The sequence below is a fragment of the Streptomyces microflavus genome, assembly GCF_014650075.1.
Lineage (GTDB): Bacteria > Actinomycetota > Actinomycetes > Streptomycetales > Streptomycetaceae > Streptomyces > Streptomyces microflavus.
This window is the reverse complement of record NZ_BMUG01000004.1, coordinates 102,704-128,951: the sequence shown is the minus strand read 5'-3', so window position 1 is coordinate 128,951 and position 26,248 is coordinate 102,704. Positions and strand designations below refer to the sequence as shown.

Genomic DNA, 26,248 nt, shown 5'->3' with positions numbered 1-26,248 from the left:
GCGCTGCCCCGGACCCCGCTCCTCAAACGCCGGAGGGGCTGATCAGTCACAACCGCTCAGCGCAATGTCAGCGCCGAGCCACACCCTCGGCCCGCGCGGCCGCGGCCACCGCCGCGGTGACGGCGGGGGCGACCCGCTCGTCGAACGGCGACGGGATCACGTAGTCCGCCGCCAGCTCATCGCCGACCACGTCGGCCAGCGCGTTCGCCGCGGCGATCTTCATGCCCTCCGTGATCCGGGAGGCCCGCACCTGAAGCGCACCCGCGAAGATCCCGGGGAACGCCAGCACGTTGTTGATCTGGTTCGGGAAGTCGGACCGCCCGGTCGCCACCACGGCCGCGTACTTGTGCGCGACCTCGGGGTGGACCTCCGGATTCGGGTTGGCCATGGCGAAGACGTACGCACCGGGCGCCATCGACGCCACCGCCGCCTCCGGCACCGTACCGCCGGAGACCCCGATGAAGACGTCCGCACCGGCGAGCGCCTTCTCCAGCGAACCGGAGATCCCGGCCCGGTTGGTGAGCTCGGCCAGTTCGCGCTTGACGTCGGTCAGGTCCTCCCGGTCCCGGCTGACGATGCCCTTGCGGTCGGCCACCGCGACATCGCCGATGCCGGCCTCCAGCAGGAACTTGGCGATCGCCACGCCCGCCGCGCCCGCGCCGGAGATGACACCGCGCAGGTCACCGAGCGTCCGCCCGGAGAGCTTGGCGGCGTTGCGCAGGGCGGCGAGGGTGACGACGGCGGTGCCGTGCTGGTCGTCGTGGAAGACCGGGATGTCGAGGCGCTCCTGGAGCTTGCGCTCGATCTCGAAGCACCGGGGCGCCGAGATGTCCTCCAGGTTCACGCCGCCGAAGGAGGGGGCGAGCCGGACGACGGTCTCGACGATCTCGTCGGCGTCGGTGGTCGCGAGCGCGATCGGCACCGCGTCGACGCCGCCGAACTGCTTGAAGAGGATGGCCTTGCCCTCCATCACGGGGAGGGATGCCTCGGGTCCGATGTCACCGAGGCCGAGCACGGCGGTGCCGTCCGTCACGACGGCCACGACCTGGGACTTCCAGGTGTAGTCGTGGACGAGCTCGGGGTTGGCGGCGATGGCGCTGCACACTTTGGCCACGCCGGGCGTGTAGGCCAGGGAAAGGTCGTCCTTGTCCCGGATCGGGACGGTGGACTGCACGGCCATCTTCCCTCCCCGGTGGAGGGCGAAGGCCGGATCGAAGGGCTCGTCGGCCCCGGTGTCCGCTGCGCTCGTGCGCTGGATGCCACTGTCGGTAGTGCTGTCGCTGCGAGGATTGACGATCTCCGCTGCCATGGTGTTGACCCCTTAAGTCTTCATCGTTTGAGGGTGGCCACTCCTGGTTGAGGAGGGGTGGGCGGGCACCGCGTATGTGCCCTGCACCAGGCGGTTGGCCCGCCCCGGCAGGGAGAGGTACATACGCGCGGGCGCGCCGCACACGCGCCCTGAGCCCCGGATGAGGGGTGTAAACGTCTTTCTTACCGGACCAACCCTGTCCCGCACGAGTCCATTCCGATGCGGTGACGTGACTCATAGTCGAATATCTGGACAAGTCGGCAAACCAGCACAAATGCCGCCCAGCAGGAGAGACGCACCGGAGATTCTCCGGTGGTGAGAAGCGTTCGCGGGAGATGGTCCGGTCCCCAGGTACCGGCCACGCGAGTTCGGGGGTCGCCCGTTATCCGATTTTGACATGACTGGGCCCCTGAATGGGCCAGTCCAAATGGCAGGATGCCGTCATCACACAAGGTGGCGACACTCGAAGGTGCGTGCCAAGCCGCCCGAAAGCACCCTCACCCTCACCTGCCGGAGGATCCCGACATGACCGCAAGCATCATGCGTCGTAAGACCGCGAAGTCCCGGATTGCGGCGGTCGGCGCCATCGCGGTCGCCGGCACCCTGCTGCTCACCGCCTGCGGCGACCAGACCGAGAGCGCCTCCTCGGAGGGCGGCGACGCCACGGCCACCAAGGCCGGGGCCCCCCTCTTCTCCAAGCTGCCGGAGAAGTACCAGAAGTCGGGTGTCATCAAGGTCGGCACGAACGCCGAGTACGCCCCGATGGAGTCCGTGGAGAACGGCAAGATCGTGGGCGTCGACCCCGACATCGCCGAGGCCCTCGGCAAGCAGCTGGGTGTGAAGTTCGAGTTCACCTCCGGCTCCTTCGACGGACTGATCACCGCCCTGAACTCCGGCCGCCACGACATCGCCATGTCGTCCATCACGGACAACAAGCAGCGCCAGGAGGGCCTGGACGACTCCGGCAAGAAGCTGGGTGAGGGCGTCGACTTCGTCGACTACTTCCTCGCCGGCACCGCCGTGTACACCAAGAAGGGCAACCCGCAGAACATCAAGTCCATCGAGGACCTCTGCGGGAAGACCGCCGCCGTCCAGCGCGGCACCACCTACGAGGAAGCCCTCAAGAAGCAGTCCAAGGCATGTACGGACGGCGGCAAGAAGGCTGTCAAGATCGAGTCGTTCGAGAACGACACCGAGGCCCAGACCCGGGTCAAGTCCGGCGGTGCGGTCGCCGGTGTCAACGACTACCCGGTCGCGGTCGACCTGGCCCGCAAGGCCGACGGCGGCAACGCCTTCGAGGTCGTCGGTGAGCAGATCGACGCCGGCCCGTTCGGTATCGCCGTCAAGAAGGACAACACCGCGCTGCGGGACGCCCTGAAGGAGGCCGTCGACGCGATCATCGCCGACGGTTCCTACAAGAAGGTGCTCGACAAGTGGGGCGCCGGCACAGGAGCGATCGACAAGGCCGCCATCAACAGCGGCAAGTGACCGGACGCTCCACTGAAGGGCAGTCACGATGACTGACAAGTTCGACAAGACACCCCCCGGCTCACCGGCCGGCCAGGTGTCCGTCTCCAAGGCCGCCACCACGGCCCCGGAGAACATCAAGGCCATCCCGGTCCGCCACGTCGGCCGCTGGATCAGCGGCATCGTGGTCATCGGCCTCCTCGCCGCCCTCGTGTACGCCTTCTCGCAGGGCAACATCCAGTGGCAGGCCGTGGGCGACAAGCTGTTCGACAGCAACGTCGTCGCCGGAGCGGGCCGCACCCTGCTGATCAGCGTCCTCGCCATGGTGCTCGGCGTGATCCTCGGTGTCGTCCTGGCCGTGATGCGGCTCTCGAAGAACCCGGTCACCAGCTGGGTGGCCTGGCTGTACATCTGGTTCTTCCGGGGCACGCCGGTCTACGTCCAGCTGCTGCTCTGGTTCAACCTGGCGCTGATCTTCCCGGTCCTGAACATCCCGTTCATCTACAAGGACGAGATGACGGACGTCATGACCCCGTTCATGTGCGCCCTGCTGGGGCTCGCCCTGAACGAGGCCGCCTACATGGCGGAGATCTGCCGCGCCGGCATCCAGTCGGTCGACGAGGGCCAGACCGAGGCGTCGCACGCGCTGGGCATGACCCAGGGCAAGACCATGCGCCGCGTGGTCCTGCCGCAGGCGCTGCGGGTGATCATCCCGCCGACCGGCAACGAGTTCATCAACATGCTGAAGACCTCCTCGCTGGTCTACGCGGTCACCTACAACGAGCTGCTCCGCTCCACCTCGCAGATCGGCTCCACGTCGTACGCGGTGATGGAGATGCTCTTCGTCGCGTCCATCTGGTACATCGTGATGACCAGCGTGTTCAGCGTCGGCCAGTACTACCTGGAGCGCCGTTACGCCCGCGGCTCGCTGCGCTCGCTGCCGCTCACGCCGCTGCAGCGCATCAAGGTGAACCTCGCCTCGTTCAGCAACCGGCCCTCCGGAGGTGTCTCCGCATGACCACCCCCATGGTGAAGGCCGAGGGCGTCCACAAGTCCTTCGGCGCCGCCCACATCCTCAAGGGCATCGACCTGGAGGTCGCCCCGCGTGAGGTGTTCTGCCTGATCGGCCCGTCCGGTTCCGGCAAGTCGACGTTCCTGCGGTGCATCAACCACCTGGAGCAGATCAACGCCGGCCGGCTCTCGGTCGACGGCCAGCTGGTCGGCTACCGGCAGAAGGGCGACAAGCTCTACGAGCTCAAGGACAGCGAGGTCGCCCTCCAGCGCCGGGACATCGGCATGGTCTTCCAGCGCTTCAACCTGTTCCCGCACATGACGGCGCTCGAGAACGTCATGGAGGCGCCGATCCAGGTCAAGGGCGAGGCCAAGGCCGTGGCCCGGGCCCGCGCCGAGAAGCTGCTGGACCGGGTGGGCCTCGCCGACAAGGCGAAGAACTACCCCACCCAGCTCTCCGGCGGCCAGCAGCAGCGCGTCGCCATCGCCCGTGCGCTGGCGATGGAGCCGAAGCTGATGCTCTTCGACGAGCCGACCTCCGCGCTCGACCCCGAGCTGGTGGGCGATGTCCTGGACGTCATGCGCGGCCTGGCCGAGGACGGCATGACGATGATCGTCGTCACCCACGAGATGGGCTTCGCCCGCGAGGTCGGTGACGCGCTGGTCTTCATGGACGACGGCGTGGTGGTCGAGTCCGGCCACCCGCGCGACGTGCTGACCAATCCGCAGCACGACCGGACGAAGTCGTTCCTGTCGAAGGTGCTGTAGCCCGCTGCACAGGCTGTGAGGGAGAGGGCGGTACGGACCCAGGGTCCGTGCCGCCCTCTTCCGCGTCCCGGGCCGGGTCCGGGCCTGGGTGCGGGCCTGGGTGCGGGCCTGGGTGCGGGCTGGGATCGGCCCGGGTCCAGCCCGGGGCCGGGTCCGGGCCGGGTCCAGCCCGGGTGCGGGCCTGGGCCGCCCGTCCACGCGTCCGGCGGGGCCCTGTCAGCCCTGGGGCAGCACCTCCGGACCGGTGAGCAACTCCCTCAGCTGCTCCCGGGAGACCGGGGGCGCGTCCAGCAGCGGCCCCTGGGTTCCGGTGCTCTCGAACCCGGTGCTGGAGCGCACGAGGAGCCGGGAGCCGTCCCTCTGGACGAGTCGGCCGACGAGCTCGGGTCCCCAGCGGACATCGTCGCCGCCCCGGAACTGCATGGGGTCGTTCCACACGGTCAGCACCCGGCCGTCGGGGAGCACCTCACGGGTGCAGTGATTCCGGAAGGTGCTCGGGGGCACTTCGGTGCAGAGGTCCTCGTCCGGATCGGCCGGGCGGCCGATCTTCTCCGTCACGGCCTTCCGGTCCTCGTAGGAGAGGACGAGATAGCCCACGCCGCCGTTCTTGCGGAACGCGTACTCACCGTCCAGCGGCCCCAGGTAGTCGGGGGTCGCCTGCTCGGGCGGCAACTGCTTGGTGAGGGCGAGGATCAGGACCTGTTCGATGTCCCCCACGTCCGGGGGCAGCAGCGCGTCCAGCCGCTCCGCCTTGGTGCCCGCTGGACCGGGTGCCGCGCTCGTCGGGGACCCGGCCGGCAGGGGCGTCGTCGCCACCGAGGAGCGGGCGGTGTCCGCCGGCGAGCCGGCCCGGGCCACCGTGAACGCCCCGGCCGCAGCCACCGTGAGCACCGCAGCCGAGACGACGGCCCGGCGGCGCCGCCGTATCCGGGCGGCCCTGGCGTACACCGCATCGGTGGAGAACCCCGGGGCCCCCGCCTCGTCGGCAGCGCGGTCGAGCAGCTCGTGGACGTCGTTCATACCAATTCCTCCGCCATCCCGGCGCGCAGCGCCGCCAGGCCACGAGCCGCGTGGCTCTTGACCGTGTTCGTCCGCATCCCGAGCGCCTCGGCCGTGGCCTCCACGCTCAGGTCCTCCCAATACCGGAGGACCAGCACCGCGCGCTGCTTGGGTGTGAGCCGGGCGAGCGCCTCCCGGACGACCAGGCCGGTGTCCGTGTCGGACGTGGCCATCTGGCGGTCGGGCAGTTCGGCGTACGCCTGCTCACGCCGCCAGAACCTCCGGCGGCTCGCGATGAAGGTGTTGACCAGCGTCTTGCGGGCGTACGCCTCGATGTTGTCGAGCCGTCCGTGCCGCCGACCGCCGAGGACGACCTTGACCAGCGCGCTCTGGACCAGGTCCTCGGCCTCGTGCCGGTCGCCGCACAGCAGATAGGCGCTGCGGAACAGCGCGGTGCGTCTGCCCTCCACGAAGTCGTGCAGCGCGGCGTCCTCACCGGTCCGCATTCCGGCCCCATTCCGGGATCCGCATGGACCGCCCCCCTCTTCCCCCGGGCCCGCGGCTGCGGACCGTCTCACCCTTTCAGTGCGTCGGGGGGTGCGGGAGGTTGCGGGATTCGGGCCGCTACTTCACGGCGAGGACCAGGCTGTCCGAAGGTGAGGCCCAGACCGCGCGGGCCTCGCCGAAGCCGGAGGCGAGCAGGGTGCGGGCGTGCCAGTCGGCGGAGGGCATGTCGCCGTCCGCGTGCTCGCCGTAGATCGCGAACCGTTCGGCGGTGGGTCCGGCGAGTACGGGGTCCTTGGCGGCGACGGCCCACCACTCGGCCCAGTCCAGGGCACCGGCGGCCTTGGCGCGGTCCATGGCGGCGTGCCGGTGGGCGCGTTCGGCGTCGTTGATCCGGGGAGTGCCGGGGTCGATGGTGCGGTCGGCGTTCATGAAGACCCCGCCGTCCCGGACGAGACCGCCGAGCTGCCCGTACAGCACGGCCAGCGGCTCGCTGTGGAACCAGTGCAGGGCGGTGGCGGTGAGGACGGCGTCGTACGAGGTGTGAGGCAGCCGGGTGGTCCAGTCGGGGTCCTTGAGGTCGGCGGCGTGGAAGGTGACCCGGTCGTCGCCCTCGAAGGTGCCGCGGGCTATCGCCAGGAGAGCGGGGTCGAGGTCGACACCGGTGCTCGTGGCGTCCGGGAACCGCTTCAGGAGCCGGTCGGTAATACTTCCCGTACCGCACGCGAGGTCGAGGACCCGGGGCGCGGGGCCGACGACCGCCTCGACCATGTCCAGCATCACCCGGAACCGCTCCTCACGGTCGGGCATGTACCACTCCTGCTGCCGGTCCCAGCTCTCCTGCCAGGACTGCCAGTCGGTGCTCGTCCCCGTCTCCGTCATGCCAACCTCCAAGTAAGACCCATTGATGTCAGCCACCTATTACACTGGCCGACACCCAGACCCTAGACCGACCCGGTAAGGACTACAAGTGGAACTGGCCTATTACTCGGACTACGCCGTGCGCCTGGTCAACACCGAGGAGCCGGCCCGCAACAAGGACGCCCTCACCTCGGTCGAGGCGGTCCGGGAACTGTTCGGCGCCAACCAGCAGGCGGCGCGGCGGACGACGGACGCGGACGTGACCCGCTTCCGTTCCGTACGGGCCCGGCTCCGCGCGGTCTTCGAGGCGGCCGACGGCGGCGACGAGACGCTCGCGGTCGACCTGCTCAACTCACTGCTGCTGGAGTTCCCGGTGAGCCCGCAGATCTCCGGGCACGACGTCCGGGACGAGGACGGCAGGCCGGACTGGCACATGCACCTGGCCGACCACCCCTCGAACGCGACCGCCGGATACGCGGCCATCGCAGCGATGGGCCTCGCCTTCCACCTGACCTCGCACGGCGTGGACCGGCTCGGCCTGTGCGAGGCGGCCCCGTGCCGCAACGCCTACCTGGACACCTCCACCAACCGGTCCCGGCGCTACTGCTCGGACCGCTGCGCCACCCGGGCCAACGTGGCCGCCTACCGGGCCCGCAAGCGGGTGGAGGCGGACCGGACCGGCCTGAGCGCCGAGGCCGCCCAGCCGAGCACCTCGGTCACCGACCGCTGACCCTTGGAGCCCTTGGCCGGGGGCCGGTAGCGGGCCCGCACCCGGGCCAGTACGAGTTCCTCGGGGACCACCCCGTAATCCGTGCTGTCCCCGCCCGCGAACGTGTTGTCGCCCCGCACCCACCAGCCGCCCGGCCGCTGTTCGACCGCCCGCTTCACCACCAGCAGGTCCTGCTGGAAGGGGTGACGCAGGATCACCACGTCACCGGGGCGCACCGGCACCCCGTACTGCACCAGCAGCAGGTCCCCGTGGTAGAGCGTGGGCACCATCGAAGGCCCCGTCACCTCCACCACCCTCAACGGCCGCCGCCCGCCCCGCCCTCCGGACACCCGTCCCCGCTCCGGCATCTCGGCCACCTCCCGGTCCTCCTCCGGCACACCGTCCCGCGTACCGCGTTCCGCTCCGTACATTCGGCCGACGACCCGATTCCCACCCCGGACTTTTGACCTAAGCCCCTGGGGCAGCCACGGAAAGCGGCGCTCCACGGAGTAATGTCCCACCTGAGAAGACGATCACGAGGAGGACAGCTCCATGCTTTCCCGCCTGTTTGCCCCCAAGGTGAAGGTCAGCGCCCACTGCGACCTGCCCTGCGGCGTCTACGACCCGGCCCAGGCCCGCATCGAGGCCGAGTCGGTCAAGGCCGTCCAGGAGAAGTACCAGGCCAATGAGGACGCGGACTTCCGCACCCGCGCGATCCTGATCAAGGAACAGCGCGCCGAGCTCGCGAAGCACCACGTCTCGGTGCTCTGGAGCGACTACTTCAAGCCCCCGCACTTCGAGAAGTACCCGGAGCTGCACCAGCTGATCAACGACACCCTGAAGGCGCTCTCCGCGGCCAAGGGCTCGAACGACCCGAAGACGGGTCAGAAGGCCCTGGACCTGATCGCCGAGGTCGACAGGATCTTCTGGGAGACCAAGAAGGCTTGATCTTCCCCAGGCCGCTCGGCCCGCGCTCACGCGCGTCCGGACCGGCCTGAACGACCGCACCCGGTCCGCAGGCCGCCAACAAGGCGTCCATGGCGGGCCGGGTGCGGTCGTTCGCGCCGGGTCACCCGGGCCTTCTCCGGGGCACCCGGGCTTTGGGGACCGGGTCATCCAGGTGCGGTCGCTCAGGCGGCGTCGGCCGCTGACACCCGGTTCACCCACGACACAGCCTCTGTCAGATGCTCCAGCTGCAGTCCCACGTACGGATCGGGCTGAATGAGGAAAGTCGCCGTTCCCCGGGCGGTGCGCTCCGTCGCCCAGGCGTGGTCAAGGCTGGTGAAGTCGTCGTCGATCCAGACGGCGGGGGCGTCTGCCAGCCAGACGTCGACGTGGTCGCGTTTCCAGAGGTAGCCGTTGGGGTGGCTGGTGGTGATCTGAGGACGTGGCAGGTCGAGGTAGGAGAAGTCTGGCAGGCCCAGGAGGGGGCCGATGATCGTGGTGGCGTCCTTGCGCCAGCTCGTGCACCAGACGGGGGTAACGAGTCCGCTGGTCACGAGGTCAGTGAGAATGACGCCCTGTCTCGGGTCGAGCCAGATGGGCACGGGGTCGTCGGGGTGCCGACCGGCGGGCAGGACGGTGTGACGGACGTGGGTGGGCGGGGTGCTGCCGTCGGCGGCCGGGAACGGGATGAGGACGCCGTCGATGTCCAGGAGCAGGTAGGGCAGGGGCATCGGTGCCTCCGTCGGTCAGCGTTTGCGGGCGGTGATCAGGAGGGTGGTGGGCCAAGGGTCGCGGCGCGGGTGCCGCAGCTCCACCGTCGAGGTGACGCGCAGGCCCGCCCGGGAGAGGTGGGCGTTCCAGCGGCGGGCATCGAATTCCCATCGGGCGAGGGGAAGTCGGGTGCGGTCGGGCATGGTGACGTAGTCCTCGCGCGGACGGTCGGCCGTGGATGGATGTCTTCCGGCCCGTGCCGGGTGAGGGACGGAGAAGGCCAGGACACCGCCCGGTTTCAGGCGTCGGGAAATAGCGGCGAGGAGGAGCTCGGGGGCGACGAGGCCGACGGCGCCGAAGACGGAGTAGATCGTGTCGAAGGTCTGGCCGGTGGCCTGAAGGTGGTGCAGTGCGTGGCCGGCGGCGAACGTGGCGCCGTCGATGTGGCCGTAGTGGGAGCGGGCGCGGCGTACCTGGAGGCCGACCAGGTCTACGCCGGTGACGCGGGCCTGGTGGTGCTTTGCGAGGTGGGCAACGTTGTGGCCGGGACCGCAGCCCAGCTCCAGGAGGCGCTTGCCGCACAGGTCCCGTCCCAGGATCTCGGCGCCGGGACCGAAGCCCGCGTGGGTGCTCCATTCCATCCGGGCCGGCGCGGTGAGGGCGTGCGCGGGGGCGGCGGCTGTGCGCTGGGCTGCGTGGGCGTACCAGGGGGAGACCTGGGCGAGCACCTAGACCTCCAGGAGTTGGACCACGTCGTTCAGGTGGCGGCGGACGACGGGGATGTACGCGGGGTCCTTGGCCGGGTCGTCGATCCAGCGGATGGCCTGCTCCATGAACCACTCCACGGCCCACATGCGGTGCCAGCCCAGTGCCCATGCCTCTGCGGCCAGGCCGCCCCGAGCGGCGAGGGCGTCCTCATGACCACCTGCGGTGACGTACTGCTCCAGGAAGACCCGCAGTCGGAAGGGGCTCGGTACGTCGGTGGTGCCGTGGTACGAGGCGAGGTCGATCAAGCCGGGCCCGGTGAAGGCGCGTGCGAAGTCGAGGAGGTGCCAGCCGTTCTCCCCGATGTGGACGCTCGTGGGGTGGAACTCGGAGTGGACCCAGCCGAACGGATCGAGCGTCGCACCTTCGACGCGGGCCTCGGATGCGGCAGAGATCTTCCCCAGCGCGGTCTCGATGTCGTCGCAGCCCGTCCATCGGTCGGCCTTCCGCAGCCGCTGGAGGTGATCGAGGGCTCGGCCGGGCAGGGCCGCGAGGCCCGCCCCATCGAGGAGGGGCAGACCGCCCGCCGGGCGAGCGGCATGGAGCATCACGGCGGCGGCGACACCGTCGAGGTCGTCTGCCTCCCGTACGGGGGTGCCGAGGTCGTCCATGAGCATCCCGAGCCACTTGTCCTGCGTGGCAGTGGCGTGGAGGGCGGGGACTGGGAGGCCGCGCTGGTATGCCGCCCGCAGGGCCTGGGCCTCGCGGTCGAAGGGTTCCTTGGCGTACTTGAAAACGGCTGTGGTGCTGTCGGGGAAGGTGACGCGTTCGACGCCGGACATGCCCCAGACGCGAATCTCGGCACGTTCGGGGAGGGGCTTGCCGATGAGAGCGCACAGGTCGTTCAGCAGGGTGGCGGACAGGCTCTGGGCCATGGGGGTCTCCAGGGGACTGGTGGGCTCCGGGGCGGGCGCGCGAGCTGGCCCGCCCCGGAGCCGTACTGGGGGCAGGGTTACTCGGCTGCGGTCACGCGGTGGGCGTAGATCTGCTCGATCCAGCTAGCCTTGAACTCGGCCAGGTCGTCACGGAAGTTGGCCATCGAGGCACCGTAGGGCGCGACGACGCCGCCGGACTGGTCCGGCACGGACTGGCAGCCGTGCACGAGCCGGCCGCCGAGCGCGGCGTGGGCCTTGATGGACTCGATCCGGCGGTGTTCGTTGAACCAGCCGCCGTGGTAGACCTCGTCGAGCATTCCGCCGGTCGCGTCGTCCAGGTCGAAGACGACGGAGGTGGCGGCGGGGAAGAACCAGCACGGGCCGACGTTGGAGATGTGCCCGTCCAGCTCGACCTTGTTGAGCACCATCAGCGTGGCCGCCTCGCGCAGCATGCGCAGGTGGTCGGCGGTGATCTGCGGGAGGCCGAGGCCGGCCAGGTGTTCCTCGCGGAAGAGGTACGAGTACACCCCGTACGCCGTCGCCAGCACGCGGGCCGCGTCGGAGGTGGACTCGCCGTGGTTCTTGATGAAGTCGAGCGCGAGCTGCTCGACCGCGCTCCCGGCAGTCTCGTCCACGTCGAGGAGCTGGGCCTTCACCAACTCCCAGTCGGCGACGAGCCAGGTGCTGGACTCGAAGCGGAAGAAGTACTCGGCCGGGTTGATGATGATGCGCCGGCCGTCGACCTGGATGCCGGGCAGGCGGTTCCAGCGCGGGTCGAAGGAGTCGGGCAGCTCGACCGTGATGGTCGCGGTGTCGATGGTGGTCACCGTGTCTCCGTCTCTGATCGTCCGGGCCCGGGGCACAGGAATGCCCGAGCCCGTTAGGGCGTACGGAACTTGGGGGCCGCCCGGCCCGCGTTGCCGTGAGTGGGGCGGCTGTCGATAAGTGAACCGTCCGCTACGCAGAGTGGGTACGGTGTGACCGGGGTCCAGCGGTATACACGGTTTACGGATCCGGAGCGGAGGCGATCGTGCCGACACCAACCAGCACCAACTCCCGCCTGCGCGACACGATCAACGCCGCCGGGTGCACGTACGAGGCACTCGCCAAGGACGTACGCCGCATCGCCGCCGAGAACGGCGAACTGCTCCAGACCAACAAGTCGGCCATCTCCCACTGGGCGGGCGGTGCCCGCACGCCATCCGGCTAGGCAGGCCAGTACCTCGCCGAAGCCCTCTCCCGGCGACTGGGACGCGTCGTCACCCGAACCGAGCTCGGCCTCCACTCACCCGACACGGAGTCGCCACCGGACACCGACCCCGTCACCACGGTCACCGACCTCGGCCGCGCGGACGTCGAACGCCGCCGTTTCCTCGCCATCGCCGCCTTCACCACGGCCGGCGTCGCCATGCCGCTCCTGCACGACCACGAAGCCACCTCGCGGATGCTCCGCGCCCGCACCGCCCGCTCCCTCGTCGGCAGCGACGACATCGACGTCGTACGACAGATCACGGCAGCCTTCAGCGCCGCCGACGAACGGCTCGGCGGCGGGCACGGCCTGACCACAGTCACCGCGTACCTTGCCGACACCGCCGCCCCCATACTGCGCGGCCGCTTCCCCACAGAAGCCTTACGCCAGGCCGCCTTCGGCGCCGTTGCCGAACTCGCCTACCTCGCAGGGTGGAAGCACCACGACCTCGGCCACGAAGGCGCCGCCCAGCGCTACTACCAGGTTGGCTACCAGCTCGCCTGCGAAGCCGACCCCCACGGCCACGCCGCCTGGATGATGCGCGCCCTCGCCCACCAGTCCCTCAGCCTCAAGCAACCCCACCACTGCGTGGACCTCGTCAAAGGCGCCCTCACCCGCGGCCTCGGCCACGTAGACGGCCAGACGGAAGCGCTCCTCCACATCACGCACGCCCGCGCCTACGCAGCGGTCGGCGAGAACCCATTGGCCGCCCGTGCTCTCCTCGCCGCCGAAGACGCACTCCTGCGCGAAGACGGGCCCCAGCCCAGCTTCTCCCGCGTCAGCGGCCCAGCAGCCGGCACCGTGTCCAGCCACACCGCCCGCACGCTGACCGACCTCGCCGACCACATCGGCACGGAACAACAGCACCGCGACGCGCTCACCCGCTGGGACCCGGAGAAGTACAAGCGAGTCCACGCCCTCACCCACGCCGACCTCGGCGACAGCCTCGCCGCCCAAGCCCGCGCCGACGAAGCAGTCGCCGCCTGGACCCAGGCGCTGATCCTCATGGAGGGCATGACCTCCGACCGCACCCGCAAGGCCATCACCTCGATCCGCTCCACCCTGGCGGTATACCAGCGCCGCCGCGTCCCCGGGGCCGCAGATCTCGCCCGCCGCGCCCGCGAGGCCCTCGCCTAACATGCCCAACAACCCGCCCGACGAAGGGAACCCCGTGGCCCAGCAGACCGACAACCGCCCCCCGGCCCTCAAGCCGGCACTCGACTCCATGACCCTGCTGGTCGCGGCCGTCATCGTCCACGACAAGGCCACCAACCGCGTCGTCCTCCTGCAACGCAGCGAGAACGCCAAGTTCGCTCAAGGCATGTGGGACCTCCCCGTCGGCAAGAGTGAACCGGGCGAACCGATTACCGAGACGGCCGTCCGCGAGCTCTACGAGGAGACCGGCCTCACGGTGAAGCCCGAGGCCCTCAAGGTCGCCCACATCATCCACGGCGCCTGGGGCGTTGAGTCCCCCAACGGCTTCCTCACGGTCGTCTTCGCCGCCTATGAATGGACCGGCGAACCCGAAAACCGCGAACCCCGCAAGCACTCTCTGGTCAACTGGGTTGACGCGGACGCGATCCCCGCAAACTTCGTGCGCACCACCTGCAGTGCACTCCACCGGTATCTCACGGGAGGCCCACAGGTCTCCTTCGACGGCTGGCAATAGAGGCTACCGACGGCGATCGACTTCAGGTACACGCATGCAAGCAGCCGCCCAACAACTGAAACAGAAACCCAACACGAACAGGAGGCCGGATTGTCCGTGAATGATGACGTCATCAAGGCCGGCGTGGCGAAAGATGTCGATTACATGGGCCGACTATTTCGCGACTTTCAAGCAGTTGACTCTGCGGGAATATCTTGGATCATACCTCTATGCATGAGTCCGTATTTCTCACTAGTGCTTCACGAGGCAAAGAGAAAGCCCCAGGCAATCGACCCCTCGGCTTTTAATGGATTCTCTGAAGAAGCCGAGGAGGTGTGCGCTCGCGCTAGGCATAGCCTGAAGCTCTTCGAAGATACGCAGCGACACATTGCAGGACAGCTCAGGTATTTCGAGGATGAAATCTCGACCAAGCACTCCAAATATTTTCTCGGGAATACCTGGCTCTGGCTCGCCCGGAAGTGGGAGAAAGATCTGGGACTGTTCACGTATGAGGGAAACCTAGTTACCACCTCACACGCTGCTGCGTTTCACCTTGGAGTTGAAGCGGAGAAACTTTTCCAGGACGACAACGGCAAGTACATGCTTGGCATTATGCAGCAGATGGGGCAATGCTTCGGAGCACTTGGCGCCCGCATGGACACCCAAGGAAGTGAGACGTTTGCGTGCCACCTATCCGAGCCGGAAGTGAAGGCTAAAGACGTACGCGCTTCAACGTACTACGCGCAAGCTTTTAACGGAGTAGCGACGCCAGCCATCAACGGCGCCTTGACCGACTTCCAAGTCAGGATGAATTTTCTCGATAAGATCATCACTGCAGGCGCGGATACCCACAACCTTGAGTACACGGTATTCAAGATTCGCTACATCACCCTGTACCAAGTATTGTCGAGCCTCAAAATTCTCAAAGATGACGCCCGCTATCCACTGTCACGCCCATCCTACACAGCACTGGACGGGATTCTGAACATGGACGCCGCAAGCGTCATAACGAATGGTGCGGTGCGAGAGTTCCGAAACACTTTGATTCACTACAACTTGTTGCGAGGGGCCGATGTCACAAAGGTTGATCTCAGACAACCGATCTTTGGACTGGTACCTCAGTATTTCCCTTCATACGACTTCGAAGAACTGAGTGAGCTGATCGATACCTGCATTCGCGAAACGGCCGAATCCTTGAACGAATGGGCGAAAGGCGTGTAACCGACCCCGTTGCGAGCGGGAAAAAGGGAAGCCGAGCCAGGCTCTGATAGCTGGTCACCGCCGGAACCTCTACGTCGCCGACGGCGTCGATCTCCCCGGTGAAGGTGGGTCGTTGTGCATCTGCCCAACACCCAGAATTCCTTCACCCATGCCGACGGAAGGCGCCCCAGTCCGCACACAGTCCGCAGGACACCCGATCAGGACCGTCGCACCCCAACGCCAGCCATCACCAAAAGGCCAGGTCAGCGCCCCACAGGGAAGATCCCCGCAGGTCACCGACCCTGCCCGCTACTTGGAGACCAAGAAGGCTTGATCCCCGGTGGGAGCGGCCGGCCTGCCCTTCGCGGCCGGTCGTGTCACCCATCCGACCGCACCCGGTTCACGGGTCGCCGAAATCGGCGGCTCCGGTGGACCGGGTGCGGTCTTTCTGCGTTCGGGCGGCCATCCTGCGTTCGGGCGGTCTCAGGCGGACGGGGTACCATGAGCCGCAACGAAACGATACGTCTCGTCTCAGACCCTGCGAGGTTCGCCATGGAACGCTTCGTCGACGTCGCGCCCGGTGCCCGGCTCTGGGTGGAGGAGCGCGGCGCCCCCGACGCCCCCGCCTTGCTGCTGGTCATGGGTGCGCAGGCATCCGGGCTCGGGTGGCCGGACGAGCTGGTGGAGCTGTTCGCCGCCCGCTTTCGGGTGATCCGTTACGACCACCGCGACACCGGGCGCTCCACCTGGACCTTCGACGAACAGCCCTATCCGCTCACCGCACTTGCCGAGGACGCCGTGCGGGTGCTGGACGCCCTGGGGGTCGAGCGGGCCCATCTGGTGGGCATGTCGCTCGGCGGGATGCTGGTCCAGCTGATCGTCGCGGACCGGCCCGAGCGGGTGCTCGGCGCCACCCTGATCGGGACGGGTGCGCTCAGCTCCGTACCGTACGAGCATCCGGACGGGGCCCGGACGCCGGCCGAGGAGCTTCCCGGTGTTTCGCCAGGCCTGCTGGAAATGTGGGCCCGGCCCGTCGAGGACCGGGGGCCGGAAGCGGAGTTGGAGCGGCGGGTGGAGCACTGGCGGGTGCTCGGTGGTGACCGGATTCCGTTCGACGCCGCCTACGCCCGCGAGCAGGAGCGCCGGATCATCGCGCACACCGGGCACCACCACGCCGGTACCGCGCACGCCCGGGCCGACGCCTCCGGCATGGACCGGACCGAAGCCCTGGCGCGTAACCGGGTCCCCACCCTGGTCGTCTCCGCGCCGGCCGAACCCGTCTACCCGCCGCCCCACGCCCACCACATCGCCCAGGCGGTCCATGGCGCCCGGCTCGTCGCGATTCCCGGGATGGGGCATGCGCTGCCCCGTGAGGTGCACGCCCCGCTCGCCGCCGCGATCCTGGACCACGCCGGGCGGAGCTGACGCCGGCCCCCGCATCTCCGTGCCGCAGTACCCCCGTACCCGCGTGATACCTGGGAGCTACGCCGAAGATCCACTCCACAGCGGGACGTCAACTACCCCTCCCCCTCCGTAACTTCTGTACCGGAAACGGACAAAGCTCCCCGGCACGGAAGGACCCCACCCCATGGCGGACCGCCCGCGCAGACGCCGTCTGCGCCGCACCCTGCTCGCCGCTCTCGTCACCTTCGCGGTGGCCGTTCCGGTCTCCGGGGCGGCCCGGCCCGCCGCCGTGCCCGCCCCCGCACCGACCGTGCTCGGGCCGCTGCGGGACGCGGGTCCGGCTGCGCTGGAGGAGCGGTACGCGGTCAGCCGGCGGGACATCCGGGCGGCCGGACGGGTCGCGGACGGGCACGGGGACCTCAAGCGTGCGGCCTCCCTGCGGGCGATGGCCGTGCCGGGGCGGCAGTTCCTCGCCTTCGACGGGCGCGACGGCGGCCGAAGCGTGGAGGTCGTCGGGGAGCTGTCCACGGCCCGGCGCGTCGCGGTGCTGGTTCCCGGGGCGGGCATCGGCCTCGACGCGTACGGACGGCTGAGGCGCGGGGCGGTCGCGCTCCAGCGGGAGTTGGGGGACGGCGGGGCGGTCGTCGCCTGGCTCGGGTATCGCTCGCCCGCCACCGTCAGCCCGGCCTCGCTGACCGAGGGGCGGGCCACCGAGGCCGCGCCGGGGCTGCGGGCGCTGGTGGACGGGCTGAGCGCAACCCTGCCGGGCGCCCGGGTCACGCTGCTCTGCCACTCCTACGGTTCGGTGATCTGCGCCCGGTCCGCTTCCGGGACTTCGGCCGACGCCATCGTGCTGTACGGAAGCCCAGGGACCGGCGCCCGGGACGTGGCCTCTCTGCGTACCGGGGCGCGGGTGTGGGCCGGTCGTAGCGGCGGGGACTGGATCGGCCGGGTGCCCCATGTCCGGGTGCGGGTGCCGTTCGTCGCGACGGTGGGGTTCGGGACCGATCCGGTGGCGGACCGGTTCGGGGCCGAGGTGTTCGACGCGGGCGACGGTGGCCACAGCGACTATCTGCTGCCCGGTTCGCGGTCCCTGACGAACCTGGGCCGGATAGTCTCCGGCCGCGCCCCGCTGGAGGCCTCCCATGCCTGACGTACGTGAGTCCTCCCGCCGCGTCGTCGCGCGGATCGAGGCCGCCACCCCGCCCGGCCGCGACCGGGCCGTCGATGCCCTGCGGGCCCTGGCCATCCTGGGCGTGGTGGGCGGCCACTGGCTGGTGACCGCACTGGTCGCCGACAGCGGCACCGTACGCGGGGCGAGCCCGCTGGTGTATCTGCCGCACCTCACTCCGGTCTCCTGGGTGTTCCAGACCCTCGCGGTGTTCTTCCTGGTGGGCGGGATGGTGGCGGCCGGGAGCTGGGCCTCCGCCCGCAAGAGGGGCGTGTCGTACGGGCAGTGGGTCGGCGGCCGCCTGGCGCGGCTGTTCCGGCCGGTGGCGGCGGTGCTCGTGGTGTGGACGCTCGCGGCGGGCGCGATGCTCGTCTCGGGGGTCGGCGAACCCACCGTGTTCGCCCTGGCCAAGCTGGTCTGGTCGCCGCTCTGGTTCCTGCTGGTCTTCGCCGCGCTGACCGCGCTGACCCCCCTGGTGGCGCGGCTCCACCCGCTGTGGCCGCTCGCCGTGGTGCTCCATGTCGACCTCGTACGCTTCGGCCTCGGCGGGCCCAGCGAGCTCGGGTGGATCAACGTGGTCGCGGGCTGGCTGGTGCCGTACTGCTTGGGGGCGCTGGTCGCGCGGGGCGGGCTGCGCGGCCGGAGGAACAGCTGGGCCCTCCTGCTCGGGGGAGTTGCGGCGGCCGTCTCACTCGTGCTGTGGGCGGGCTATCCGGCCTCCATGGTCGGCGTTCCGGGCGGCCGGATCTCCAACCTGGACCCGCCGAGCCTCGCCGCCGTCTCCTTCGGGCTGGCGCAGTGCGGGGCGGCCCTGCTGCTGCTCGGGCCCCTGCGCCGGGCGCTGCGCAGGCCCGCCGCGTGGGCGGCGGTGGCGCTGGTGAACCTGGCGGCGATGACCGTCTTCCTCTGGCACCAGACAGCGATGATCGTCGTCACGGCGAGCGCGCTGCTGGTCGCCGGTGAGCCGCTGCCGGGTCTGCACACCGTGCCCGACGGCGTCGGCTGGGTGGTCGCCCGGCTGCTCTGGCTCCCGGTGTTCGTCCTGGCCCTGCTGGTGTGCTGGGCCGCGTTCCGGAACCACGAACAGGGCGGCCGGAAGGGGAGCAGCCGCTCCCTCCTCGTACGGGAGTCGTCTCCCGGGCCGTCCCCCGAGCGGAAGCAGGTGGTGCGTCGTGCCTAGTCTGAATCCGGGTGAGGCCGAGGGGGCGGTGGGGGACGTGAAGGTGTCGGAGGCCGGGAAGGCGCCGAGGGGCGCACGGCTGCGGGCCGCGGTGCGTGGGGCGCCGCGCGCCCTGTACGAGGAGCTGTGGTCGGAGCCCGCCGACCGGGTGCCGCGCATGGGAGAGGTCGATGCCCCGGTGTGGCGGCCGGTGTTCCTGGTGCTGCTGGTGATCGCCGCGGTCGGGATCATGGTGATCCGTACCGTCGAACTCTCCCCGCACGGAGCGGCGGTCGGCGGGCTGGCCGTGCTGGTGGCCGTCGCGCAGTCCGCGGTGCTGGTGGCCGGAATGATCCGTCCGATAGGAGCGTGGTGGGCGGCGACCGCGCTGGCCGTCGTGGCGGTGCTGGTCACCGTGGCCGGCGCTCCCTCGCATCTCCCGTACCCACTGGTCAGCACCGTCCCGCTGACCCCGGAGGTCCTGTACCCCTCCCCCTTCGCGGGGGCGGCGCTGCAGGGCGGTGCCCTGTTCCTGCTGGCGCTGCGGGTCCGGCCCCGCCGGGCGGTGGCCGCGCTGGTGCTCTCGATGGCACTGGCTCTGCTCCTGGCCCTGCGCACACCGCCCCTGCCTCAGGTCACCCTCGCCGCGTCCGCGCTCGTGTTCTCCACCGCGCTGGTGCTCGGTACCGCGCTGCGGAGCCTGCGGCTCGCCCGTAAGGACCTCGACGTCCAGGTCGAGCTGACCGCCGACGAGCGGGCCCGGCGCACCCTGCTGGAGGAGCGCCACCGGATCGCCCGCGAGCTGCACGACGTGGTGGCCCACCACATGTCGGTGATCTCCATCCAGGCGCAGGTCGCCCCGCACCTGGTGAAGGACCCCACGGACGAGCTCAAGGAGAACCTCACGGGCATCCGCGAGAACGCCCTGGAGGCCCTCGCCGAACTCCGCAGGGTGCTGGGCGTCCTGCGCTCCGAGGAGGCACCCGCGCAAAGCGCCCGGCACACCCCGCAGCCCAGCCTCGACCGGCTCGGCGGACTCATCGGCTCCGTGCGCTCCGCCGGTCTTGACGTCACCCTCTCCACCACCGGCGAGCCGCGTCCCCTGCCGCCGGGCGTCGAGCTCTCGGCGTACCGCATAGTGCAGGAGGCCCTGAGCAACGTGGTGCGGCACGCTCCCGGGGCGAGCGCCCGGGTGGAGATCGGCCACCGGGCCGGCGGGCTGTCGGTCCGCGTCACCAACACCGCGCCGGTCCACGCGTCCCCCCTCTCCTCCGGGGGCCGGCACGGCCTGCTCGGGATGCGCGAGCGCACCATGATGCTCGGCGGCGACCTGGCCACCGGGCCCCTGCCGGACGGGGGTTGGGAAGTCACCGCGATCCTGCCCGTCACATTCCCCGCTGCCACCACCGCTGCCGCTACCGCTACCAAGGCCACCGCCACCCCCACCGCCACGACCGAGGACGCCCCATGACGCCACCCATCCGCGCAGTGATCGCCGATGACCAGATGATGGTCCGCCAGGGCTTCACCGTCCTGTTGAACGCCGAGCCGGACATCGAGGTCGTCGGGCAGGCCGTCAACGGCCTCGACGCCGTCGCCAAGGTCGACGAACTCACCCCGGACGTCGTCCTGATGGACATCCGGATGCCGGAGCTGGGCGGCATCGAGGCGACCCGCCGGATCACCGCCCGCGAGGGCTCCGAGGTGAAGGTGCTCGTGCTGACGACCTTCGATCTCGACGAGTACGTGTACGAGGCGCTGCGCGCGGGCGCCTCCGGCTTCCTGCTGAAGGACGCGTCGGCCGACGAACTCGCCCACGCGGTGAGGGTGGTGGCGGCGGGCGACGCCCTGCTCTCCCCCAACATCACCAAGCGGCTGATCGTGGAGTTCTCCCGGACCGCCGGGGCCCCGCGCGCCCCTCTCAAGGAGCGGATCGGGGATCTGACGGAGCGGGAGACGGAGGTGCTGTCCCTGATCGCGGCCGGCCTGTCGAACGCGGAGATCGCCGGGCAGCTGACCCTCGCGGAGCAGACGGTGAAGACCCATGTGGGCCGGATCCTGGTCAAGTTGGGCGTCCGCGACCGGACCCAGGCGGCGGTGTTCGCGTACGAGTCGGGGCTGGTGCGCCCGGCCAACCTCTGACCCGCCGACGGGACGGCCTCCGACCCGCCCCCGGAGAGTTGCCGGATCCCGTTTCGTAGGATCGCCTCCGTGACAACGGGGAACGGGGCAGGAACAGAGAGCGGCGGAGCGGCGGCGCCCACGGAGATCGAGCGCGCGCTGGCCGGAGCGGTCGCGGGCGGGGGCGGTGACGCGGTGGTGGAGTTGCTCGCGCGGACCCGGCTGTACGTGCTCGTCGCCCGGCTGCACGCGGACATCCCCGGCTGGACGGCCCCGCTGCCCACGATCCGCGACGAGGCCACCCGGCGGACCTGCGTCCCGGTGCTGACCCCGGGGATGCTGCCGCCCTGGCACTCGGAGTGGGTGTTCCGCGAGGTAAGCCTGGGTGAGCTGGCCCGGACCTGGCCGTACGACGTGCGCCGGCTCGCGGTGAACCACGGCACGCCCTACGCGGCGCTGGTCGACGCCCGGCCCAAACACCTCAAGGCCTGGCTGAAGGCCGTCGAGCGCTCCGGCGGCCCCGAGCGCGGTGTCCTGCTCACCGACAGCGGCGGACCACTGCACGGCCCGCTCGCCCACGGGCTGGCGCTCGGTGCTCATCTGGCCGTCACCAACGGCCTGATCTGGAACCGGCTCGGCGCCGCCTACGAGGACTACGCGACGGACCGGGCCCGGCTGCGGAGTCCATGGGGCATCCCGCACCGCGCCGAGTACCGCGACCGGCTCGCCGCACTGATGAGGAACCAGCTGGTCGGGCGCGTCCAGGAGGCCGTCCTGCGCACCCGGCACACCCTGGCCGCCCGGCTGGGGCGCACGCCGACGCGCGAGGAGTGGTCCGAGGCGGTGGCCCGTGCCTTCACCGGGCGCGACAGCGACGACCGGGCGCTGGCGGACCGGTCGCTGCACCACATCGCCCGGTACGAGGACAGGCTCCGGGCCGACGGCGTGCTCGCCCCGGACTGCCGCGTCGACACCCTGGCCGCCTTCGACCTCGGCCGGGCGGTCAACGTCGTACGGCTCGCGCTCGGCGCCCGGTACGGCGATCCGCACGAGGCCGAACAGGACGTGCTGCGGCTCGGCGAACTCGCCCGGGGGGCCTACTCCTCGTGGGCGGACTTCTCCCTCGGCTACCTCATGGCCCGCATCGTCCACCGGGCCGAGGACGACGGCCCGGAGGCGGCGGAGCCCACGTACCGGCAGTCGCTCGCCGAGCACCGCGTGCTCACGCAGGACCCCACCAGCCCCTACCGGAACATCTCGTGGTCATGAAACCGATCTCCCCGAACCACCCCCCAGCTCACCCGGCTCACCCGGCTCCTGCGGCTCACCCGGCTCACCCCGCTCCTGCGGCTCACCCGGCTCCCTGGGTCCCGCCGTCGGAGACCGAGCAGCTCCTCCACGAGGCGACGCTCCGCGGCGACGCACGGGCCCAACTGGCGGCACTGGCCGGGGCCGAGCTGTACATCCCGGCCCCGCGCGCCGAGGTGGACGCGAAGCCGGACACCATCACCTGGCGGGCGCACCACGACCCGTCGGGGTTCGTCTGCCGGCCCGTGCTCACCCGGGGCATGCTGCCCGCGTGGCATCCGGACTGGGTCTTCCACGGGGTCTCGCTGCGCTGGGTGGCCGAGTTCGGCTGGCCCGACGCGGGCATGTTCCTGGGGGTGAACGTGGGAACGCCCGGCCAACTGCTGCTGCCGGCGACGCCGACCGAGCGGGCGCTGTGGCAGCGGGCGTACGCGGAGAACGACCGTCTCCCGGAGAACCGGCTGCTCGCGCTGCGCCACGGTGCGCTGCACGGGCCGCTGGCGTACGGGCTGGCCTGCGGGGCGCACCTGGCGATCGGGAACGCGGTGCCGTGGAACGAGGTCGGCACGGTCTACCGGGAGTACACCACCGAGCGCGATCTGCTCCGCGATTCGTGGGGCATCACCGGCCACGCGGAGTGGCGCAAGCAGCTGGACGCCCTGTTGGACGCCCGCAACAGCCCCCCGGAGCCGGACTTCGTGCTGCGCACCCGCGAGCAGTTGGCGGCGGGGATCGGGGAGCTGCCCCCGGCCGACCTGTGGCGGGAGACCGCCGCCGGCCACGCCCAGGACCTCGGGGCCGACGCCGACTCGGTCAAGGCCATCGAGGACCTCGTACGCCGGATCATGCGCTACGAGGCGCGGTTCCGCGCGGACGGGCTGCTGCCGCCGGACGGCCGGGTGCGCACGACGGTCGCCTACGACTACGGGCGGGCGGTGAACCTGGCGCGCTGGGGGCTGTCGGCCCGCTACTGCGCCCCGGCCGACGCGGAGCAGGCGATCGTCTACGCCGGGGCGCTGAGCAAGTCGGCCCACCGCTCCTGGGAGGAGTTCTCGGCCGGGTACTCGCTGGGGCGGGTGCTGCGGTTCGACGAGGAGGAGTACGGGCCGTTCTACGAGAAGAACGTCCTCGCCCACCGTCTGCTGGCGGAGAGCGAGGGCAGCCCGTGGCGCCACATCCCGTGGCGGTGAAGCGAGGTCAGCCGCCGGGCAGCAGGTGGCGGTAGCTGTCCGGGTTCTCCAGGAGGAATTCGGTGAAGCTCTTGGCCGGGTGGCCGGTGAGCGTGGGCACCGCGTCCGAGACGGCGGCCAGTTCGCCGTTGGCGATCGCCTCGTACGAGGTGACCCAGCCGGCCACCTCCCACTCCTGCGCCCCGTACCCGGCCCGCGACGCGTAGGCCTCCTCGCGTGTCTCGGGGACGTAGACGACGGGGCGCCCGGTGACCCGGCTCAGCTCCTCGGCCGCCTCGGCGAGGGTGAACGCCTCGGGTCCTGTGAGGTCGTAGGCCCGGCCGTCGTGGGTTTCCGACTCGTCCAGCAGTACGGCGGCCGCGGCGTCCGCGATGTCCTCGTGGGCGACGGCCGCCACCCGCCCGTCGCCGCCCGGACCGCGCAGTACGCCGTCGGTCCCGGTCATCGCGGGCAGCCCCGCCAGGTACCAGTTGTCCCGCAGGAACGTGTGGCGCACGTCGGCCGTGCGGATGTGCGCCTCGGTGTGCCAGTGGTCGCGGGCGAAGGTGAACGTGGCGTCGGGTGCCGCGCCCTGGAAGGACACGTACACGATCCGTTCCACGCCCACCGCCACGGCCGCGTCCACCGCCGTGATGTGCTCGCGCACCCGGTCGGGGCTCTCGTGGGCGGAGACCAGGAACAGGGTGTGCGCCCCGTCCAGGGCCCGGCGCATGGCCTCGCCGTCGCCGTAGGGGGCGGCGGGCGCGCGGTCGGCGCCCGGCAGGTCGGGGAGGCGGGCCGGGTCGCGGCCGAGGAGGCGTACGGGGACTCCGGTACGGGCGAGCCGCTCGGCGACCCGGCCGCCGACCGCTCCGCTCGCTCCGGTCACCGCGGTGAGGGGGCCGATCACTGGGGTTCGTCTTCCTCTCGTCGTGCTGCGGACTCTCCGTGTGCTGCGGACTCTTCCTGTGCTGCGGACTCTCCCTGTGCTCCGTACCAGGGCCGCACCTCCACGACCGCTTCCACCGGGAGCGGTCCGTACAGGTGCGGGAACTCCTCGCCGCCGGGCTTCATCGCCTCGTACCGGACGGGGTCGGTGAGGCGGGCGGGGTCGACGACCAGGACCACCAGGTCAGGGCCGCCGTCCCCGTACAGCATCCGTGCCACGCCCGGGAGTTGGCTGGGCACGGAGAGGTGGATGAAGCCCTCCTCCTGGAGGGTGCGGCCGCGGGTGGACATCTCGTATGCCCCTTTCCCGCGGGCCGCCTCCCACAGGGGTGCTTCGGCGAGGTGCAGCAGCAGTTCGGTCATCGAACCACGCTAGCGGGCGTGGCTAGTACGTGCGGCGTCGCGCCCGGCGCGTGGCCACGAGAACCGTTCCACCGGCGGCCACCAGCGCTGCCGCGATGGAGCCGATGATCCATTCACCGCCCCTTGACCCGGTGTCGGGCAGTTGACCCCCGTCGGACGGGGAGGGGGTCGGCTTCCACGTCGGCGTGTCGGTGGGAGTCGGTGTGGGCTCGGTGGGGGTGGGCGTCGGGTCGGTGGGAGTGGGAGTGGGCTCGGTGGGGGTGGGGGTCGGGTCCGTCGGTGTCGGGGTCGGGTCCGTCGGCGTCGGCGTGGGATCCGTCGGCGTGGGAGTGGGATCCGTGGGGGTCGGCGTCGGATCCGTGGGCGTCGGGGTCGGGTCCGTCGGCGTCGGAGTCGGCGTGGGGTCCGTAGGCGTCGGCGTCGGGTCCGGGGCGCAGGTCGGCAGGTCGCCGTCGAACGGGTACGCGTGGATCTCCTGGCCGCCCGAGCGGCCCGACGAGGTGTGGGTGAGCGAACCCGCCGTGTAGAAGCGGCCGTTGGTGCCGCTCATGGAGAGCGTGGTGGTGCTGGCAGGCTGCCCGACCAGCACGCTGCCCTGGAACTGCGCCGGACCGGTCAGCGTCAGGTCCGTCGCGTCCGGGAAGTTCCACAGGAGGCGCTCGCGGAGGCCCGCGTTGGGGAGGGAGCCCATGAACGTGGCGACCGTGCGGGCGCTCCCGTACACGTTGACCAGGACGGTGGCCCCGGCGGGGATGCCATTGAAGGTGAACCCGGCGTTGCCGCCCGTCGCGGATTCGAGGTCCGTGTCCACGTCGAAGACCTGGATCGCCGAGGTGCCGTCGCCGGTGAAGGTGAAGGTGTCCCCGACCCTCGTCCAGCTGCCGGTCGTCGCACGGTGCGCGTCGCCCTCGTACGCGTAGCACCGGCTGGCCTCGGTGAGCTCCGGGCGCAGGCCGGTGAACGGGGCGACGGCCTCCGGGTCCTCCCGCGGGGCCGTCAGCGGGTTGACCGTGCCGCTCAGGGACCCCGCGTAGGCCACTCGGCCGGAGTTCGCACCCTCCTCGGCGAGCAGGCGCTCACCTGCGGCGATGGTGATGTCGCCGCCCACCGACAGATAGTCGGAGCCGTCCGGCGGCGGGACCCGCGAACCGACGCCCGCGACACCGACGTTGTAGATGACCGAGGCCCCGTCCCGCTTGTCCATGTCGAACCGACCGAGGGTGACGATCTTCCCTTCGGCCTCGGCGGCGGCCTCCCGGACCAGGAAGTCCCCACCGACGTAGATGTTGATGTTCTCGTCGTAACCGACGACCGGTCCGTTGTTGGGGTCGTTCCAGCTGGGCGGGCAGCTGCTGCCGAGACAGGGGCCGAGTCCGCCCGGCAACGGATCAGCGGCGGCGGCCGGGGCCAGCATGCCCACCATCGCCGCGGCCGTCGCCACTGTCACTGCTGCCCGGATTGCGTTGCCGCGCCTGCGCGCCTGTTGTTCCATGTCGCGCAATATGCATCTTTAATACTTGTCATTTGTTATGACACGCCGGATTTACACCTATGCGTCTACCTATAGGAGGGTGTCGACCCGCA

The 26,248-nt window shown here is 70.5% G+C and carries 26 protein-coding genes and 1 pseudogene; 15 read left to right on the top strand and 12 right to left on the bottom strand.

Translation table 11 applies throughout. The features are described from left to right. Positions 1-67 precede the first annotated feature (67 nt). A complete protein-coding gene (locus tag IE264_RS12930) occupies positions 68-1,309 on the bottom strand; it encodes an NAD(P)-dependent malic enzyme (protein ID WP_015611304.1) in 1,242 nt (413 codons plus the stop codon). A 525-nt stretch (positions 1,310-1,834) separates the two neighbouring features. Between IE264_RS12930 and IE264_RS12925 the strand changes: the two genes are divergently transcribed. Genes IE264_RS12925 through IE264_RS12915 form a run of 3 tightly spaced genes read left to right on the top strand, consistent with a single transcriptional unit; the run spans position 1,835 to position 4,555 of the window. Then, positions 1,835-2,797, top strand: coding sequence for an ABC transporter substrate-binding protein (locus tag IE264_RS12925; RefSeq protein WP_032757925.1), 963 nt, complete (start codon positions 1,835-1,837; stop codon positions 2,795-2,797). Positions 2,798-2,825: 28 nt separating this feature from the next. Next, positions 2,826-3,794: an amino acid ABC transporter permease gene (locus tag IE264_RS12920; RefSeq protein ID WP_015611302.1), complete on the top strand. Its 969-nt coding sequence runs from the start codon at positions 2,826-2,828 to the stop codon at positions 3,792-3,794. Beyond that, complete coding sequence (locus IE264_RS12915) at positions 3,791-4,555, top strand: amino acid ABC transporter ATP-binding protein (RefSeq protein WP_015611301.1); 765 nt, start codon at positions 3,791-3,793, stop codon at positions 4,553-4,555. Before IE264_RS12920 ends, IE264_RS12915 begins: the two co-directional genes overlap by 4 nt. Before the next feature lie 216 nt (positions 4,556-4,771). Here the strand turns inward: IE264_RS12915 and IE264_RS12910 are convergent, their stop codons facing one another. The 3 genes from IE264_RS12910 to IE264_RS12900 form a co-directional block, all read right to left on the bottom strand. Beyond that, entirely contained in the window at positions 4,772-5,575 is an 804-nt protein-coding gene (locus tag IE264_RS12910; protein ID WP_032757923.1) for a hypothetical protein, read from the bottom strand. Further along, positions 5,572-6,060, bottom strand: a complete 489-nt coding sequence (locus IE264_RS12905) for a SigE family RNA polymerase sigma factor (protein WP_032757922.1) — start codon at positions 6,058-6,060, stop codon at positions 5,572-5,574. The genes IE264_RS12910 and IE264_RS12905 overlap by 4 nt, the downstream gene beginning before the upstream one ends. Before the next feature lie 118 nt (positions 6,061-6,178). Then, entirely contained in the window at positions 6,179-6,940 is a 762-nt protein-coding gene (locus IE264_RS12900) for a class I SAM-dependent methyltransferase (protein WP_032757921.1), read from the bottom strand. An 88-nt stretch (positions 6,941-7,028) separates the two neighbouring features. Here IE264_RS12900 and IE264_RS12895 point away from each other — a divergent pair, with 88 nt between their 5' ends. After that, complete coding sequence (locus IE264_RS12895; RefSeq protein WP_015611297.1) at positions 7,029-7,649, top strand: CGNR zinc finger domain-containing protein; 621 nt, start codon at positions 7,029-7,031, stop codon at positions 7,647-7,649. Here the strand turns inward: IE264_RS12895 and sodX are convergent. Then, positions 7,562-8,059, bottom strand: coding sequence for a nickel-type superoxide dismutase maturation protease (sodX, locus tag IE264_RS12890; RefSeq protein ID WP_015611296.1), 498 nt, complete (start codon positions 8,057-8,059; stop codon positions 7,562-7,564). The genes IE264_RS12895 and sodX overlap by 88 nt on opposite strands. A gap of 121 nt (positions 8,060-8,180) precedes the next feature. On the opposite strand from sodX, the gene sodN reads away from it, so the two are divergent. Then, a complete protein-coding gene (gene sodN, locus IE264_RS12885; protein ID WP_015611295.1) occupies positions 8,181-8,576 on the top strand; it encodes a superoxide dismutase, Ni in 396 nt (131 codons plus the stop codon). A 182-nt stretch (positions 8,577-8,758) separates the two neighbouring features. Here sodN and IE264_RS12880 read toward each other — a convergent pair whose 3' ends face one another. From IE264_RS12880 to IE264_RS12865, 4 genes are all read right to left on the bottom strand, one after another. Continuing rightward, complete coding sequence (locus tag IE264_RS12880) at positions 8,759-9,304, bottom strand: HAD domain-containing protein (RefSeq protein WP_032757920.1); 546 nt, start codon at positions 9,302-9,304, stop codon at positions 8,759-8,761. A gap of 15 nt (positions 9,305-9,319) precedes the next feature. Beyond that, on the bottom strand, positions 9,320-10,012 hold the full coding sequence (locus tag IE264_RS12875) for a class I SAM-dependent methyltransferase (protein WP_032757919.1): 693 nt from the start codon (positions 10,010-10,012) through the stop codon (positions 9,320-9,322). Further along, a complete protein-coding gene (locus IE264_RS12870) occupies positions 10,013-10,924 on the bottom strand; it encodes a phosphotransferase family protein (RefSeq protein WP_032757918.1) in 912 nt (303 codons plus the stop codon). Positions 10,925-11,001: 77 nt separating this feature from the next. Beyond that, a complete protein-coding gene (locus IE264_RS12865) occupies positions 11,002-11,751 on the bottom strand; it encodes a hypothetical protein (protein ID WP_032757917.1) in 750 nt (249 codons plus the stop codon). A 203-nt stretch (positions 11,752-11,954) separates the two neighbouring features. On the opposite strand from IE264_RS12865, the pseudogene IE264_RS12860 reads away from it, so the two are divergent. From IE264_RS12860 to IE264_RS12815, 10 genes and pseudogenes are all read left to right on the top strand, one after another. After that, positions 11,955-13,310: pseudogene (locus IE264_RS12860) on the top strand (NsdA family TPR-like regulatory protein). A 1-nt stretch (position 13,311) separates the two neighbouring features. After that, on the top strand, positions 13,312-13,842 hold the full coding sequence (locus IE264_RS12855; RefSeq protein WP_032757916.1) for an NUDIX domain-containing protein: 531 nt from the start codon (positions 13,312-13,314) through the stop codon (positions 13,840-13,842). Between the two features lie 96 nt (positions 13,843-13,938). Continuing rightward, positions 13,939-15,042: a hypothetical protein gene (locus tag IE264_RS12850; RefSeq protein WP_158706537.1), complete on the top strand. Its 1,104-nt coding sequence runs from the start codon at positions 13,939-13,941 to the stop codon at positions 15,040-15,042. A gap of 531 nt (positions 15,043-15,573) precedes the next feature. Then, a complete protein-coding gene (locus IE264_RS12845; protein ID WP_032757915.1) occupies positions 15,574-16,446 on the top strand; it encodes an alpha/beta fold hydrolase in 873 nt (290 codons plus the stop codon). Between the two features lie 163 nt (positions 16,447-16,609). Continuing rightward, a complete protein-coding gene (locus IE264_RS12840) occupies positions 16,610-17,578 on the top strand; it encodes an alpha/beta hydrolase (protein WP_032757914.1) in 969 nt (322 codons plus the stop codon). Continuing rightward, positions 17,571-18,776: an acyltransferase family protein gene (locus IE264_RS12835; protein ID WP_032757912.1), complete on the top strand. Its 1,206-nt coding sequence runs from the start codon at positions 17,571-17,573 to the stop codon at positions 18,774-18,776. The genes IE264_RS12840 and IE264_RS12835 overlap by 8 nt, the downstream gene beginning before the upstream one ends. Before the next feature lie 43 nt (positions 18,777-18,819). Beyond that, the gene (locus IE264_RS12830) at positions 18,820-20,226 is read left to right on the top strand and encodes a sensor histidine kinase (RefSeq protein WP_051821864.1); all 1,407 of its coding nucleotides are present in this window, start codon (positions 18,820-18,822) and stop codon (positions 20,224-20,226) included. Then, on the top strand, positions 20,223-20,897 hold the full coding sequence (locus IE264_RS12825; protein WP_032757909.1) for a response regulator: 675 nt from the start codon (positions 20,223-20,225) through the stop codon (positions 20,895-20,897). The genes IE264_RS12830 and IE264_RS12825 overlap by 4 nt, the downstream gene beginning before the upstream one ends. Before the next feature lie 69 nt (positions 20,898-20,966). Beyond that, positions 20,967-22,145, top strand: coding sequence for a DUF1266 domain-containing protein (locus IE264_RS12820; RefSeq protein WP_032757907.1), 1,179 nt, complete (start codon positions 20,967-20,969; stop codon positions 22,143-22,145). Next, positions 22,142-23,374, top strand: a complete 1,233-nt coding sequence (locus IE264_RS12815) for a DUF1266 domain-containing protein (RefSeq protein WP_032758002.1) — start codon at positions 22,142-22,144, stop codon at positions 23,372-23,374. Before IE264_RS12820 ends, IE264_RS12815 begins: the two co-directional genes overlap by 4 nt. Positions 23,375-23,381: 7 nt before the next feature. Here IE264_RS12815 and IE264_RS12810 read toward each other — a convergent pair whose 3' ends face one another. The 3 genes from IE264_RS12810 to IE264_RS12800 are packed head-to-tail and all read right to left on the bottom strand — an operon-like array spanning position 23,382 to position 26,156. Further along, positions 23,382-24,263, bottom strand: a complete 882-nt coding sequence (locus IE264_RS12810) for an SDR family oxidoreductase (protein WP_032757906.1) — start codon at positions 24,261-24,263, stop codon at positions 23,382-23,384. Beyond that, on the bottom strand, positions 24,260-24,664 hold the full coding sequence (locus tag IE264_RS12805) for a DUF952 domain-containing protein (protein WP_032757905.1): 405 nt from the start codon (positions 24,662-24,664) through the stop codon (positions 24,260-24,262). The genes IE264_RS12810 and IE264_RS12805 overlap by 4 nt, the downstream gene beginning before the upstream one ends. Positions 24,665-24,686: 22 nt before the next feature. Beyond that, a complete protein-coding gene (locus tag IE264_RS12800) occupies positions 24,687-26,156 on the bottom strand; it encodes a choice-of-anchor A family protein (protein WP_319647263.1) in 1,470 nt (489 codons plus the stop codon). Positions 26,157-26,248: the final 92 nt, after the last annotated feature.